This window comes from Tenacibaculum sp. TC6 (assembly GCF_050606265.1).
GTDB lineage: Bacteria > Bacteroidota > Bacteroidia > Flavobacteriales > Flavobacteriaceae > Polaribacter.
Map to the genome: position 1 here is coordinate 1 of NZ_JBOCUK010000022.1, position 14,852 is coordinate 14,852.

General features: G+C 30.5%; 15 protein-coding genes. 4 read left to right on the forward strand and 11 right to left on the reverse strand.

The window, feature by feature from the left end; all coding sequences use genetic code 11:
• Window positions 1-116 precede the first annotated feature (116 nt).
• The 4 genes from ACQY1Q_RS11925 to ACQY1Q_RS11940 are packed head-to-tail and all read right to left on the reverse strand — an operon-like array spanning window position 117 to window position 3,636.
• Window positions 117-959 carry a biotin-dependent carboxyltransferase family protein gene (locus ACQY1Q_RS11925; protein ID WP_431005549.1) on the reverse strand — a complete coding sequence of 281 codons (843 nt, stop codon included), beginning with the start codon at window positions 957-959 and terminating at the stop codon, window positions 117-119.
• Window positions 952-1,683 carry a 5-oxoprolinase subunit PxpB gene (gene pxpB / locus ACQY1Q_RS11930; protein ID WP_431005550.1) on the reverse strand — a complete coding sequence of 244 codons (732 nt, stop codon included), beginning with the start codon at window positions 1,681-1,683 and terminating at the stop codon, window positions 952-954. The genes ACQY1Q_RS11925 and pxpB overlap by 8 nt, the downstream gene beginning before the upstream one ends.
• Window positions 1,676-2,407: a 5-oxoprolinase subunit PxpA gene (gene pxpA / locus ACQY1Q_RS11935; RefSeq protein WP_431005551.1), complete on the reverse strand. Its 732-nt coding sequence runs from the start codon at window positions 2,405-2,407 to the stop codon at window positions 1,676-1,678. Before pxpA ends, pxpB begins: the two co-directional genes overlap by 8 nt.
• A gap of 2 nt (window positions 2,408-2,409) precedes the next feature.
• Window positions 2,410-3,636, reverse strand: coding sequence for an Nramp family divalent metal transporter (locus ACQY1Q_RS11940; RefSeq protein ID WP_431005552.1), 1,227 nt, complete (start codon window positions 3,634-3,636; stop codon window positions 2,410-2,412).
• Between the two features lie 105 nt (window positions 3,637-3,741).
• Here ACQY1Q_RS11940 and ACQY1Q_RS11945 point away from each other — a divergent pair, with 105 nt between their 5' ends.
• The 4 genes from ACQY1Q_RS11945 to ACQY1Q_RS11960 all read left to right on the forward strand — a co-directional run bounded on the left by ACQY1Q_RS11945 (window position 3,742) and on the right by ACQY1Q_RS11960 (window position 9,297).
• Window positions 3,742-5,058: an anthranilate synthase component I family protein gene (locus ACQY1Q_RS11945; RefSeq protein ID WP_431005553.1), complete on the forward strand. Its 1,317-nt coding sequence runs from the start codon at window positions 3,742-3,744 to the stop codon at window positions 5,056-5,058.
• A 94-nt stretch (window positions 5,059-5,152) separates the two neighbouring features.
• On the forward strand, window positions 5,153-5,974 hold the full coding sequence (locus ACQY1Q_RS11950) for a lysophospholipase (protein ID WP_431005554.1): 822 nt from the start codon (window positions 5,153-5,155) through the stop codon (window positions 5,972-5,974).
• Window positions 5,975-5,986: 12 nt separating this feature from the next.
• Entirely contained in the window at window positions 5,987-7,312 is a 1,326-nt protein-coding gene (gene tilS / locus ACQY1Q_RS11955) for a tRNA lysidine(34) synthetase TilS (protein ID WP_431005555.1), read from the forward strand.
• 11 nt (window positions 7,313-7,323) lie between these two features.
• Window positions 7,324-9,297, forward strand: a complete 1,974-nt coding sequence (locus ACQY1Q_RS11960) for a cytochrome c biogenesis protein CcdA (RefSeq protein ID WP_431005556.1) — start codon at window positions 7,324-7,326, stop codon at window positions 9,295-9,297.
• Between the two features lie 53 nt (window positions 9,298-9,350).
• Here the strand turns inward: ACQY1Q_RS11960 and ACQY1Q_RS11965 are convergent, their stop codons facing one another.
• The 7 genes from ACQY1Q_RS11965 to ACQY1Q_RS11995 all read right to left on the reverse strand — a co-directional run bounded on the left by ACQY1Q_RS11965 (window position 9,351) and on the right by ACQY1Q_RS11995 (window position 14,772).
• Window positions 9,351-9,509: a hypothetical protein gene (locus ACQY1Q_RS11965; RefSeq protein ID WP_431005557.1), complete on the reverse strand. Its 159-nt coding sequence runs from the start codon at window positions 9,507-9,509 to the stop codon at window positions 9,351-9,353.
• Between the two features lie 48 nt (window positions 9,510-9,557).
• Complete coding sequence (locus ACQY1Q_RS11970) at window positions 9,558-9,734, reverse strand: hypothetical protein (RefSeq protein WP_431005558.1); 177 nt, start codon at window positions 9,732-9,734, stop codon at window positions 9,558-9,560.
• Window positions 9,735-9,811: 77 nt separating this feature from the next.
• Window positions 9,812-10,003 carry a hypothetical protein gene (locus tag ACQY1Q_RS11975; protein WP_431005559.1) on the reverse strand — a complete coding sequence of 64 codons (192 nt, stop codon included), beginning with the start codon at window positions 10,001-10,003 and terminating at the stop codon, window positions 9,812-9,814.
• Between the two features lie 635 nt (window positions 10,004-10,638).
• Window positions 10,639-10,812 carry a hypothetical protein gene (locus ACQY1Q_RS11980; RefSeq protein ID WP_431005560.1) on the reverse strand — a complete coding sequence of 58 codons (174 nt, stop codon included), beginning with the start codon at window positions 10,810-10,812 and terminating at the stop codon, window positions 10,639-10,641.
• Between the two features lie 83 nt (window positions 10,813-10,895).
• Window positions 10,896-12,185 carry an HlyD family secretion protein gene (locus ACQY1Q_RS11985; protein ID WP_431005561.1) on the reverse strand — a complete coding sequence of 430 codons (1,290 nt, stop codon included), beginning with the start codon at window positions 12,183-12,185 and terminating at the stop codon, window positions 10,896-10,898.
• Window positions 12,186-12,260: 75 nt separating this feature from the next.
• The gene (locus ACQY1Q_RS11990) at window positions 12,261-12,482 is read right to left on the reverse strand and encodes a hypothetical protein (RefSeq protein ID WP_431005562.1); all 222 of its coding nucleotides are present in this window, start codon (window positions 12,480-12,482) and stop codon (window positions 12,261-12,263) included.
• Window positions 12,483-12,585: 103 nt separating this feature from the next.
• On the reverse strand, window positions 12,586-14,772 hold the full coding sequence (locus ACQY1Q_RS11995) for a peptidase domain-containing ABC transporter (RefSeq protein WP_431005563.1): 2,187 nt from the start codon (window positions 14,770-14,772) through the stop codon (window positions 12,586-12,588).
• Window positions 14,773-14,852 lie beyond the last annotated feature (80 nt).

A 14,852-nucleotide genomic window follows, 5' to 3' on the forward strand; every position in this document is an offset into this window, starting at 1 on the left:
TCTTTTTGAGTACGTTTTACATGTTTGTTTTTCATGACACTTAATTTTTAGTGTAACGCTATTTCAGGACGGGACATCTATATATTAAAAAAACCTGCATTTTAATGCAGGTTTTTTTAATATATAGAAAATTGTATTATATCATTTGTAGTCTTTTGCCCTAATCTATTAATTGCACTTTCAGTCAATTGAAGCACTCTTGGGTATCCTCCGGTAACTTGGCAATCTCGCATCAAAACAACTAAAGTACCAGATGGGGTTAACTGTACGGTTCCGGGTAAAACTGCTGAAGTTAACATAGATGGCAATTCATTTTTAATCTTTCCTCCTAACCGATATCCCATTCTACTGTTTTCTGATGTTATTGTAAACATCATTTGAGTCAACTGCTGCTGTTCTTTCTCTGATAACCATTCAAATTCAGGTCCTTTATAACAATTTAAATGGGTAGAAGAAAAATGTGTTGAATTAATCTTAACTCCGGCAAATGATTTTGTGTGTTTCCTTGAAGCGGTTATTTTAAAAACCATTCCTTTTTCTATTTTAAGATTTTGAGTAATTCCTTTATACAAACTTCTACTTCCATACACTATTTCCGTTTGTAATCCTCCTTTAACCGCTATATAGGTTCGTACCCCAAACACACGTTGTCCAAAAGACAATATACTTTCTTTTTCAACAAAAACAGGAGTATTTAAATCTACTTTCTTTCCATCAATTGTTGCAGAAAAATCAGCTCCTGTAATACAAATCATACAATTTTGTTCAAATTGCAATCTTACTCCACCAAAAGTAAGTTCAAAAACGGCATCATTTTCATGATTTCCTAATAAAAAATTAGCCAGTTTTGCCGAATAGGAGTCCATAACTCCGGAAACGGGAATTCCAAATTCTCTATAACCGATCCTCCCTAAATCTTGAATTGTCGTGTAAAACCCGGCTGCTATAACATTAATCATAAAAGTCTGTTTTCAACAATTTAAAACTTCCTCCTTTTAATTGTTTTTCAATATCTATAAACTCTTGTTTATGAATTGAGTAAAATTGAATTTTATCTCCTGACTTTGCAAAACAAGGTTCTTCATATTGTGTGTTAAAAAATGAAATCGGTGTTCTTCCGATAACATTCCATCCACCAGGACTATCCATCGGATAAACTCCTGTTTGACTTCCTCCTATAGCAACTGACCCTTTAGCGATGTTTAATCTTGGCGTTGCTTTTCTATCTATATGAATGCTACTATCTAACCCTCCTAAATATAAAAACCCTGGTAAAAAACCAATAAAATAAACTTGGTAAGTACACTTTGTATGTAATTTAATAATCTCTGTGATTGGTAATTTTGTATGTTCAGAAATTTCTTCTAAATCAATCCCAAATGTTACATCATAACAAACAGGAATTTTCCATAGTGTTTTTTTCTCTTTTCTTATAATACTATCAGAAATGTAGAGTTTTTTTAAATCTAAAACTAATTGTTTATAATTTTCAATAGTCTGTTTAAATAAGACTGTTAATGAATGATATCCTACTACTGTATCTTCAATAACAAAAGAATCTGTTGATTGAATTTTAGCTTTAAACTGTATAATGTCCTCTAAAATTGTAGATGCTATTTTAGGTTCCCATTCAATTAAAACAGCTTTCTCTCCAAAAGGTTTGTATGTTACTTTCTTATACAATTTTGATTCCTTTTTCTGTTAATCCTTTATACAAATACTGAACTACATACGCTGCATTATCAGTATCACCATGAATACAAAAAGTATCTGCTTTTATAGAAATCATTTCATTGGTCATGGTTTTTACTTTTTGCTCTTCTAACATTGTAATTACATGCTTAAAAACATCTTCAGGGCTTTCTATTAATGCATTGGGTAATTTTCTAGACACGAGCGTTAAATCTGCATTATAATTCCTATCTGCAAACACTTCATATTTTACTGATAATCCTGCATACAATGCCTCTTCCGCTATTATAGAATTAAAAGGAACGTATAAAAAAAGTGATTTATCTACATGTAAAACAACTTTAACAATCACTCTAGCAACTTCTCTATCAACAGCTGCTAAATTATACAATGCTCCATGTGGTTTAATGTGGTATAATTTTGTATGTTGAAGTTGAACACGTTCTTGCATTAATGTAATTTGCTCTTCAAGACTTATTTGTAATTCCTTATGGGTTATATTTAGTACTTTTCTACCAAAGTTTTCTCGATCAGGAAATGATGGATGCGCACCTATTTTAACCTTATTTTCTATCGCTAAAGAAATAACTTCGTCAATCGTAGCAATATCTCCGGCATGCGCACCACAAGCAATATTGCAGGAAGAAATATATGGTAGTATCAAACGCTCATTACCAATTCCTTCGCCTACATCACAATTTATATCAATTACCATTCTTAAAACAGATTAAACACTTTTAAGATACTTTTCATCCCTAAAAAAATACTTATTGTTAAAATACACAACCCTAAAAAGTTTTGGAATTTCGTATTACTATATACACCCAAAACCGATTTTTTATTCATTATCCATAATAATATTCCTGCAATTATAGGCAGTAACATTCCATTAGCTATTTGGGCAAACTTAATAATCTCTATAGGTTTAATTCCTAATGAAGAAAAAAAGACACCTAAAAATAAAACACCTCCCCATACCCATCTGAATTTTGATGATTTCATGCCTTCATTCCACCCTAAACAACCTTTAGCTACATAGGCAGCTGCTAAAGGCGCTGTAATAGCCGAAGTAATTCCTGCCGCAAATAATCCTAAAGCTAAAAAGTATTTAGAGAACTCACCATACAAAGGTTCTAAGCTAGCGGCTAAATCTGCTATATTGGTAATGTTTTGTGCTGGTACCGCTGCTGCAGCTATAATAATAGCTATAGAAATTAAGCCTCCAAAAATGATAGATAATACAGTATCTTTTTTTGCCAAAGTTAGATTTTCCGGGGTTTTCCATTTTTCCTTAACTAAAGAAGCGTGTAAAAACAGATTGTACGGAACCACTGTTGTTCCTATAAGCCCAATAACCGTTAACAAACTATTATCAGGAAATTTAGGAATCAACATTCCTTTTATAACCGTTACTATATCAGGTTTAGTTAATAGTGCTGTTACCACAAAAGATATACTCATTAACAAAACAAGAGAAACTAATGATTTTTCTATTAACTTATAATCTCCTAAATAAAGTAATACAAATGCTATTAACCCTATAAGAATACTCAATATATTGATTGAAAAACTTCCTGTGTTTAATAATATTTTACCTGTTATTGTTTCTAATCCTAAAATTCCTCCACTTATATTTCCTGCTTCATAAGCAGCATTTCCAATAACAATTGCCGATAAAATAAGTAATGTAACAAACTGTTTGACAACAGGTTGTTTAATTTCATCCCTAATTACTTCAGACAATCCTTTTTGAGATATAATTCCAAGTCTTGCTGCCATTTCTTGTAATGTTATGGTGGCTATAATAGATAATACCATAGCCCATAATAGATTTATTCCAAAATTAACACCCGCCAACGTGCATAATGTAACAGTTCCCGGACCTATAAAAGCTGCTGCTACCAAAGTTCCGGGTCCTATATTTTTAAACCAGTTTTTTATCATAAATCTATATTTACTAGCTATAAATGTAACAAAAAGAAATTAGCCTTATTAACAATAACTTCTCCTTTCTATTTCAATTTCTGTTGGGTTTATTATTTTTGCGTGATGCAAAGAGCAATTCGTAATTTTTCAATAGAAGATCCGGAAGAGTTTAAACGTAAACTTTTTGTTTGGGCAAAACAATTTGAAACGGCTATTTGGTTAGACTCTAATAGTTATGAGCAAAAGTACAGTTCTTTTAATTGTGCTTTGGCAGTAGATGAATTTACCTCTATTAAAACAGACTACCACAATGCTTTTGAAAAATTAAAAGAATACCAATCTTATACAAAAGATTATATTTTCGGATACATTTCTTACGATGTTAAGAATGATATAGAAAAATTAAGTTCAACAAATTTTGACGGATTGCATTTTCCTGATTTGTATTTTTTTCAACCTCAAAAATTGATTTTCATCAAAGAAGACACTGTTCAATTTCAGTATTTACAAATGATTGATGATGAATTGGAAGAAGATTTTGAAGATATTATTGAGACTAATCCAAATGTTATTGTAACCGAAAACTATAAAGCTTCTTCTGAAAATAATATTAAAATAAAACTTCGCATTCACAAAGATGAGTACCATCAAAAAGTAGAAAAAGTGCTGGAACATATTCATCGAGGAGATATTTACGAAGCTAATTTTTGTCAGGAATTTTATGCTGAAAATTCAGCAATTAACCCTTATGAGGTATACACTCACTTAAACGCAATATCCGAACCTCCTTTTGCTACATTTTTCAGACATGAAGAGTTGTATTTACTTTCAGCAACCCCTGAAAGATATATACGAAAAGAGGGGGCTAAAATTATATCTCAACCTATTAAAGGAACTGCTAAAAGACTTATTAATACAATTGATGATGAAAAAATTGCTTTTGATTTAGCAAGAGATGAAAAAGAACGCTCTGAAAATATTATGATTGTTGATTTGGTAAGAAATGATTTATCAAAAACCGCTATAAAAGGAAGTGTAAAAGTAGAAGAATTATGTAAAGTATATTCCTTTAAGCAAGTCCACCAAATGATATCAACAATTACTTCTGAAATTGATAATAATACACATCCGGTTGATGTGATTAAAGAAACATTTCCAATGGGAAGTATGACCGGAGCGCCGAAAATTTCTGCTATGGAAATTATTGAAACCTTAGAAGAAACTAAAAGAGGTTTATATTCAGGAACGGTTGGATATTTTACTCCAAACGGAGATTTTGATTTTAATGTAGTTATCAGAAGTATATTATACAATGCTCATAACAATTATATTTCTTTTTCTGTTGGTGGTGCCATCACAGCAAAATCTACTCCGGAAAAAGAATATGAGGAATGTTTACTAAAAGCAAAAGCCATGAAGTACGTTTTACTTAATTCCTAATAGTTTTTAATTATATTTGAAATATCTCAATTTTATTTTTTTAGAGTTTAGTGTTTCTAAATTTCTATTTTCAACTCCTAAATAAGATACATTTATGGTACATCAAGATTTTACTTTTCAATTTCATAAAACTTCATTTTTTGGACAATATTGGCAACCTGAACAGATAAAAGCTGTTATAATAATTGTTCATGGTTTAGGAGAACATTCTGGTAGATACCAACATGTGGCAGAAAAACTTACTGAAAACAATTTTGGTGTTATTGCTTACGATCATTTCGGACATGGAAAAACAACCGGAAAAAGAGGCCATAATCCCGGATATGATTACGTTTTAGAAAGCATTTCAAAACTTATAGCTAAAGCTAAAGAGATTTTTGGAGATAAGCCTTTGTTTTTATACGGGCACTCAATGGGTGGAAATGCTGTAATTAATTTTGTTTTACAAAAAAACAACGATTTACAAGGTGTTATCTCTACAAGCCCACTTCTTCAACTAGCTTTTCAACCTCCTAAATGGAAACTTTCATTAGGGAAAATAGCACAAAAAATAGCACCTTCAATTACCTTAGGGAATGAGTTAGATGCAAATGATATTTCAAGAGATCCGGTTGAAGTTCAAAAATATATTGAAGATCCATTGGTCCATGATAAAGTAAGCCCAAACTTTTCATTAAGTTTTTTAGATACAGGGCAATGGGCCATTGCTAATGCTTCTTTATTAAAAGTTCCTATGCTTTTGTTACATGGTACAGGTGATAAAATAAATGATTATAAAGCTTCAGAAGCTTTTGCCAGCAACTCAAACAAAGTTACATTAATGTTATATCCTGAAGGTTATCATGAACTTCATAATGATTTATGTAAAGAAGAAATGTTACAAGACATTATCGATTGGCTCAACAGTCAGTTATAATTCTTTTTAAAAATGGAACAAAAATTCTTGGAGCACCTTATCGCTTCTTTTCAATTCTTAAATGGTAAAAATAACCTAATTGCTATTTCAGGAGGAGTTGATAGTGTAGTGATAACTCATTTATTAAAAAAATTAAATTACTCAATTTCATTAGCCCATTGCAATTTTCAATTAAGAGGACATGAAAGTGATTTGGATGAAACATTTGTTATTGAATTAGGAAAAAGCTTACACCTAAAAACATTTACCACAAAATTTGACACATCCGAATATGCCAAAAAGAATAAATTATCAACACAGCTAGCGGCAAGAGAATTACGTTATAATTGGTTTGATTCATTAGTGAATGTACATAATTTTGACTATCTGATAACGGCTCATCATGCAGATGATAATATAGAAACGTTTCTGATTAATCTAACCCGAGGCACTGGTTTGGAAGGACTAACAGGAATTCCGCCTATTAATAAAAATATTGTTAGGCCTCTTTTAGCTTTTTCACGTGAAGAAATCTTAACATATGCCAGTCAAAACAATATTTTATGGAGAGAAGATGCCAGTAATTCTGAAACCAAATACTTAAGAAACAAAATTCGTCATTCAGTAATTCCTATCTTGAAAGAAATTAATCCGGGCTTAATTACATCTTTTAATAAAACTATTCATTTTCTAAAAGAGAGTCAACAGATTATTGATGATAAAATTCAAGAAACCTCTTTAGAAATCATCACTAAAGAAGACGATATATTAAAGTTTAACATTCAAAAAATCAAAAAATTATCTAACCCTAAAGCTTATCTATATCAATTTTTAAAAGATTACGGTTTTACAGAATGGAACGATGTGCATAACCTAATTTATACTGAAACAGGTAAATTAATAACAACAAAATCACATACATTACTAAAAGACAGAGATTTTTTATTACTTTTACCGTCTTGTAATTTTATAAACACTGATAATCAGAAGTTTACTATAGATGAAGACACTTCAACTATCAATAAGCCAATAAGTTTATCGTTTAAAAACGTTCAAAAAACAACATCTTTAGATAAAAATTCTATTTATGTTAATAAAAATTTACTAAATTACCCCCTAACTTTACGTAGGTGGAATGAAGCAGATATTTTTTTCCCTAAAGGAATGAAGGGTAAAAAAAAGGTAAGTAAATATTTAAAAGACGAAAAATTATCATTAATTGAAAAACAAAATATATGGTTGCTCTGTTCAGATAAAAATGAAGTAGTGTGGATTATAGGAAAAAGACAAGACAGTCGTTTTTTGCCATCTGATGAATCAACTAATATATTACAAATAAGTATATATCAACCCCTGTAAACTATTGTAGAATGAAAAAAATCTTTACTCTAATTTTATTTTTTATAGGTTTTGTTACTTTCTCCCAAACTGATGATAACCCTTTAGAGGTAACCCCTACAGTTGAAAAAGTATCAGACACAGAATATGATTTAATCTTCAACATTTCAATTGCTGGAGATTGGCATTTATATTCGCAATACAATCCCGAAGATGCTTCGTTACCTATGACTATTTCACCAGCTGAAGGTCAATCAGGATATACTCTTGTAGGTAAAGCAAAAGAAAGTGAAACCGAAACTGAATTCAGTGAAATTTGGGGAAAAGATGAGATTTTCTTTGTTGATGAAGCTACATTAATTCAACGAATTACTGTTACAGATCCTTCATTAACTCAAGTAACTCTTAATCTTGATGCTCAAGTATGTAAAGAATACTGTTTACCTTTTGATGAAGATTTTACGTTTTCATTAACCGGAGAAAAAGTAGCGCAAACAGTTGCTGAAATAGATGATAAAAGTAAAACATTATCAGAGTCTTTAAAATTAGACTTAAAGAACGAAATAATGTTAAAGAGTACTACTAGTGAAGAAACTGAAAAAACAGATAGTAGTTTATTTAACATATTTTTACTAGGATTTGTAGGTGGATTATTAGCTTTCTTAACACCATGTGTATTCCCTATGATTCCTTTAACTGTTTCTTTTTTCACAAAAAGAAATGAGCAAAGCGCTAAGGGTTCAGGGACAGGAAGTGCTATTTTATATGGATTTTTTATAGTACTTATCTATGGTTTATTAAGTTTACCATTCCACTTCCTAGACACTTTAGATCCTGAAATTTTAAATAATATATCAACCAACATTTGGTTAAATATTTTCTTCTTTGTGGTATTGATATTCTTTGCCGGATCATTCTTTGGTTTATATGAATTAGCTTTACCAAGTTCATGGAGTAATAAAGCAGATAGTGCTTCAGGAATTGGAGGAATATTAGGAATATTCTTTATGGCTTTAACTTTAGCTATAGTTTCTTTCTCTTGTACAGGACCAATTTTAGGATCATTATTAGCAGGTTCTTTAACATCTAACGGTGGAGCTATGCAGTTAACAGCCGGTATGGTTGGATTTGGAGCTGCTTTAGCATTACCTTTTGCTGTTTTTGCTACCTTCCCTAAATGGTTAAGTAAGTTACCAAAATCTGGTAGCTGGTTAAATACCGTAAAAGTGATCTTAGGTTTCTTAGAATTAGCTTTTGCTTTTAAATTCTTATCTAACGCTGATTTAGTTGGGCACTGGAACTTATTAAAAAGAGAAGTGTTTATTGGTATATGGACGTTATTAGCTTTATTAATGGCCCTATATTTATTTGGTTTTATAGGAAAAAAATATGGTAAAATCTCATTATTCAGAGTCTTATTAGGATTATTAGTATTAGGTGTTGCAGTATATTTAGCTCCTGGAGTTATGCAAAAACCTGCTTGGGATCAAAGCAAATTATTAAGTGGTTTTGCTCCTCCTAAATTCCATAGTATCTACAAACAAGACAATCAATGTCCGTTAAACCTAAACTGTTTCAAAGATTTTGATGAAGGATTAGCGTATGCGAAATCAGTTAATAAACCTGTAATCTTAGATTTTACTGGTTGGGCTTGTGTTAACTGTAGAAAAATGGAAGAGAATATTTGGAGTCATCCGGATATTTACAAAATACTAAATGACGATTTCGTATTAATCTCATTATATGTTGATGATCACCAAAGAGTTTTACCAGAAAGTGAGCAATTTGATTACTTAAAACCAAACGGTAAGGTTAAAAGAATTAGAACTTATGGTGATAAATGGGCAACATTACAGATTGCTAATTTTAAAACTGCTTCACAGCCTTTTTACGTATCTTTAAGTCCGGACTTAGAAGTTTTAAACTCTCCTGAGCAGTACACAGATAAAGATGCTTATCACAGATGGTTAAGCACAAGTTTAGATCGTTTTAAAGAAAGTAAATAAAGCTTTTATATAAAAAAGAAAATAGCCTCTTTTAGAGGCTATTTTTTTATGGTTTAATCAAAAGGAAATGCACATTCTAACTCTGCACAGTGTGGTCCGTAATCTATACATTCACTGCTTCCAAATGGTTTACATTGTTTTCTTCCTCCATTGATTTGAACTTGCTCTGATTTTTTTAATACTTTTCCTAAGTTTAAGATTTGTTTTTTCATTTTTATTAAAGTTTAAAGTTAATACTCTTAATTTATTTGAAGATTAAATTAGTACCAAAGACATCCTCCTGTAACACATCTTCCAGCGTCACAAAACACGCCCCAAGGTCTGCTCTCACAACATTGAGAACCACTCTGATAACAATACCTGGCAACGCCTCCGTTTATTTCTTTTTGATCCTCTTTTTTCAAAGCTTTACCTAAGTCTAAAATTTGTTTTTTCATACTTATTTGATTTAAAATTGATTAAATCCTTGAACATTTAAAGACACTCAAGGCTTGTGTCTACTTTTCGCGAAATATTATTCAAAAATACCACCACTCAAACACATATGAGTCTCCTTGGTACCCAAGCAACAACCATTTGATAACGGATGCCCACCACATAATATACAATGACTTGCATCATATGTTGGACAACTAAAACCTCCGTTTATTTGCTTTTGCTCTTCTCGATTTAAGGTTTTTCCTAAATCTAAAATTTGTTTTTTCATACTAATAGTATTTATAAGTTTTACAACTCCTAACAAGCCGGAAAACGTGGTACATTATCAATACATTTACCACATTCCCAAATACATCCTGAATACCCATTACATTCACTCTCATTATATATATTCTGGCAAATTTCATAAGGGTTATTAGATCCTTTAATGTATTTTTGTTCAGTTCTACTTAGAACTTTACCTAAGTCTAAAATTTGTTTTTTCATGTTTATACAATTTATAATTGATTAAACCCTTGAACATTTAAAGACTCTCAAGATTTATGTCTGTCTCTAAAGATTTTTTGTTTATTTAATAATATCTTTTGAGCTGATAGAAGAAACACTCTATCAAACATAATTTTATGATTTCAAAATCTATTTTGAAGTAATAAATTAAACAATAGATGCCGCTAAGCATAATTTTCTCCTATTATAACTGTTATTTTTTTAGGTCTATTTTATTATCAGTTCAATAAATGATAATCTAAAAACACCAAAAATATATAAGAGAGAAAGTTTTATTTGAAGTAACTATTTTTCAAAAAACAAATTCTAATATATCTAATATAGATATTACCTTATTTCTCTAAAAAATAAAGAAATAAAACTTTCTCCTTTTATTAAAGTATTCTATAATATGGTTTATTCATGTGTACACACCCAAACGTTTCCATCAGGTATACATACTCCATACATTCCGTATAACTCTCTACAAGCAAATTTACAAGATTCCTTATCTGGATATGATCCTCCTTTAACTTGTTTTTGTTCTACTTTACTTAAAGCTTTTCCTAAATTTAAAATTGATTTTTTCATGATTAAAAAATTAAATATTTAATAATCCTTGAACATTTAAAGACACTCAAGGTGTGTGTCTATTCTTCGCGAAAGAATTTTGTTTATTTAATAATATTTTTAAGTTGATAGAAAAAGCGTTCTATCAGTCGTAAATCTTCTGTTATTATATTGGCAGTCCCCTGCATTTCTTGTCTAAAAGCTATTGGCTTTCCATACGTTGTCACCAATTCCTGAGGAAGTAGTACATCAATTAAGTAATTCCCATCTGCATCAGGAACTGAAGAAATTGATTTTACTGTTCCGTTTAATTCTCCAAATTCATCAGAAGGGTAATTCAACAGCCTAATTTGCACCCTTTGCCCTTTTTTTATTTTTCCTGAGTTTGCTGCAGGAGCTTTTATTTTCCCTATAAATGATTCGCTTTTATCAGGAATAATTGTAAAAATCAAATCTCCACTTTTTACCGTTTGATTCTCATTCCAAAATGATAAAAAGGAAACCTCACCGCTTATGGAAGAGGTTAGTGCATATAATTTTTCCCAATCTCTAATAGCCTTTTTTAAATATAAGAATGATTGAATTGCTTTCTTTTTTAGTCTTGTATCATTTTGGGTCTTCTTAATAGAAGTTCCTTCTAAATTTTTAGCAGAATTACTTATTAGTTCTCTAATTTGAGAAATCGAAGTTTCTAAACTTTTGTAAGAGCGTTTCGCTTGTAAAAACTCTATTTCTTTCTGTTCTTTTTCTTTTTCTGAAATAACCCCTTGTGCAAACATTTTTCTACTTCGTTCTACATCTGTTTCTTTAATTTCTAATTCTTTTTTATTCAGCTCTTTTTGTGACAATAAGTTTTGTAATCTAGCTTTTGCTTCAAATACTGACATTTTGTTAGCAAAAGTTTCAGATTTAAATGGTGTTAGTTTTTCATTAAGTACAAACTCAGAGTAATCATTTTCAAACTGGGAAAAACTGGTTGTAATATCTCCTAAAATTAAAGGTGGTAATTCATTAATAGGAAATGTAAAATGGTCTTGATCTGTTTTAATGGTATCAACAATACTTTTTAACAGTAATACATCTTTGTATAAAGCGCTATTTTCTATAACAGCTAATATTTCATTCTCTGATACTTTTGCTCCTTCCTGTGTTAAAAAAACCTCAAATTGACCACTTGATTTAGCATAAATTTTTTCCGGAGGAAATGATGTTGTAACCATAACCTGTGTTGAAATAACATCAGGATATTTTACAAACCAAGAAATAAAAAGCAACATCATTATTAATACTAAAATCAATGTATTTCCCCATCGAATCATCCAAATAGGAACATAACTTAGTATTTCTTGTACTTCTTCACTTCTAATTTCTATTTCTCTACTATTTTGTGGCATTTTTTAATCTACATCTATTTATAAAAAGAGAAGACGAACCTCCCTTTACCTTATTTAGTTTTTATAGCTTTGTTACTACATTCCAAAACAATAATCCCCTACCATTACTCTAAATTTACACTCAGAAGGTAACGCATTATAATCTTCACACGTTCCACAATAGGTTGCCCCATTATTCAATGGTGTGCTACTATTTCCATAGTAACAATTAAAGGGAGGGCATTGATCTCCTCCATTGATAATTTGTTGTTCTTTTTTATTAAGTTCATTCCCTAACTTTAAAAGTTGTTTTTTCATAACTTAATGATTTAAAAAATTAATTAAATCCTTGAACATTTTAAAGACACTCAAGGTGTGTGTCTGATTCTTCGCGAGAGAATATTTTTATTTATAACTATTATTAATTTCCCAGTTCTAATTGGTTTTTTACCAAATGATAGTAACTGCCCTTTAAAGCTATAAGTTCGTTATGATTTCCTTGTTCTATTACTTTTCCTTTATCTAAAACCACTATCTGATGAGCATTTTTAACTGTACTTAACCTATGTGCTATAACCACAGCTGTTTTATTGGAAAAAAATGTATTCAGGTTCTCCATAATCACCTTTTCATTATTAGCATCTAATGCACTAGTGGCTTCATCAAAAAATAAAAATTTAGGATTTTTATATACAGATCTGGCAATAAATAACCGTTGTTTTTGCCCGGTACTTAAACCACTTCCTTCACTTCCAATTTTTGTATTGTATCCTAAAGGCAACCCTTCTATATAATCTTTAATATTGGCAACCTCTATAGCATGATTTAATTTGTCTTTATCTACATAATCTTCTCCAACAGCAATATTTTTAGCAATGGTGTCATTAAAAACATACCCCTCTTGCATGACCACCCCACAATTTCTTCTCCATTCTTTTTGTGAAATATTTTTTAAATTAAAATTCCCAACCATGATTTCTCCTTGATCTACTTGGTAAAATCCTAGAAGTAATTTCATTAACGTGGTTTTCCCACTACCACTTACTCCAACAATGGCTGTTGTTTTATTTGCCGGAATTTCAAGTGACAAATCTTTAATTACCGGTTCTAAACCCCCGGTGTATCTAAAAGTTATGTTATTTAATTTTATAGAAACTTTTTCAGGAATCGTTACTACTTTTTCATCAGAAGGTTTCTCTTCCTCTTCCATATTGTGAATTTCTCCTAACCTGTCTAAAGATATTTGGGCATCCTGCACATCTCTCATAAAATTAATGAGCTGAACTATTGGTCCGTTTAATTGACCTACAATGTAACTGATGGCCATCATCATACCCAGTGTTATTTGTCCGTCAATTACCAATTTGGCAGACAAAATGGTAATGAACATATTTTTAAGTTCATTAATAAAATTTGAACCTACACTCTGGGTTTGTTCCAGTGCTAAACTTTTAGTAGCTACTTTAAATAATCGAGCTTGTACATATTCCCAGTTCCAACGCATACGTCTTTCTGCATTATGCAACTTTATTTCTTGCATACCGTTGATTAGCTCAATAACCTTACTTTGCTCTTGACTAACTTGTGAAAATCGTTTATAATCTAACTCTTTACGTTTTTTAAAAAAGAACAATACCCAACTAAAATACAGTAAGCTCCCCAGTACAAAAACACCAAATATTTGCAAACTATAATAAGCAAGTACCAAACTGAAAATAATCAAATTAAAAAAGGAAAACAATACGGTTAAAGATGATGTTGTTAAAATTCGTTCAATACGTTTATGATCGTTTATACGCTGTAACAAATCTCCTGTCATTCTTACATCAAAATAAGAAATAGGTAGTTTCATTAGCTTGATAAAAAAATCAGAAATTAATGAAATATTGATACGAGTACTTAAATGCAATAAAATCCAACTTCTTATAATTTCCAGCGAAGCTTTCCCTATAAATAGAAAGAGTTGCGCAAATAAAATTAGATACACAAAATTGATATCTTGATTTTTTATACCAACATCTACCACACTTTGTGTTAAAAAGGGAAGAATTAGCTGCAATAAACTTCCTGCTAAGAGCCCTATAATAAGCTGAACTATAAATTTCTTATACTTAAATAAGTATCTGAAAATAAAAGAGAAACCAAACTTTTCACCTTCTTCAAATTCTTCGCTATAAAACTTTGGTGTAGGCTCTACCAATAAAGCAATTCCTTCTTCAGTATTCTCATCAGCATTATTACCTATCCAATGTTGAATAAACTCATCTTTTGTATAGTTAATAAGCCCGTGTGCCGGATCAGAAATATAAACAGTATCTCTTTTTATTTTGTAGAGAACTACATAATGGTTTTTATTCCAATGCAGTATACAAGGTAAAGGAGCTTCTTTTAGTTTTGAAAAAGCCAACTTAATACCAAGTGATTTGAACCCAATAGATTCAACAGCCTCACTAAGACCTAATAAACTACTACCTTCTCTAGTGGTTTCACTTAAATTACGTAACTGTTGCGTATTAATTGTTTTACCATAATGCTTTGCTATAATTTTTATACAAGTTGGTCCACAATCTTTTGCCTCAGTTTGTTTATAGTTCGGAAATTTTTTCAAAGAATTTTTATCTTACTTATTTTATTATTTTAATAATGTTTTTAATACTCATAAACAGTCCCTGTACCATTTAACTCTAA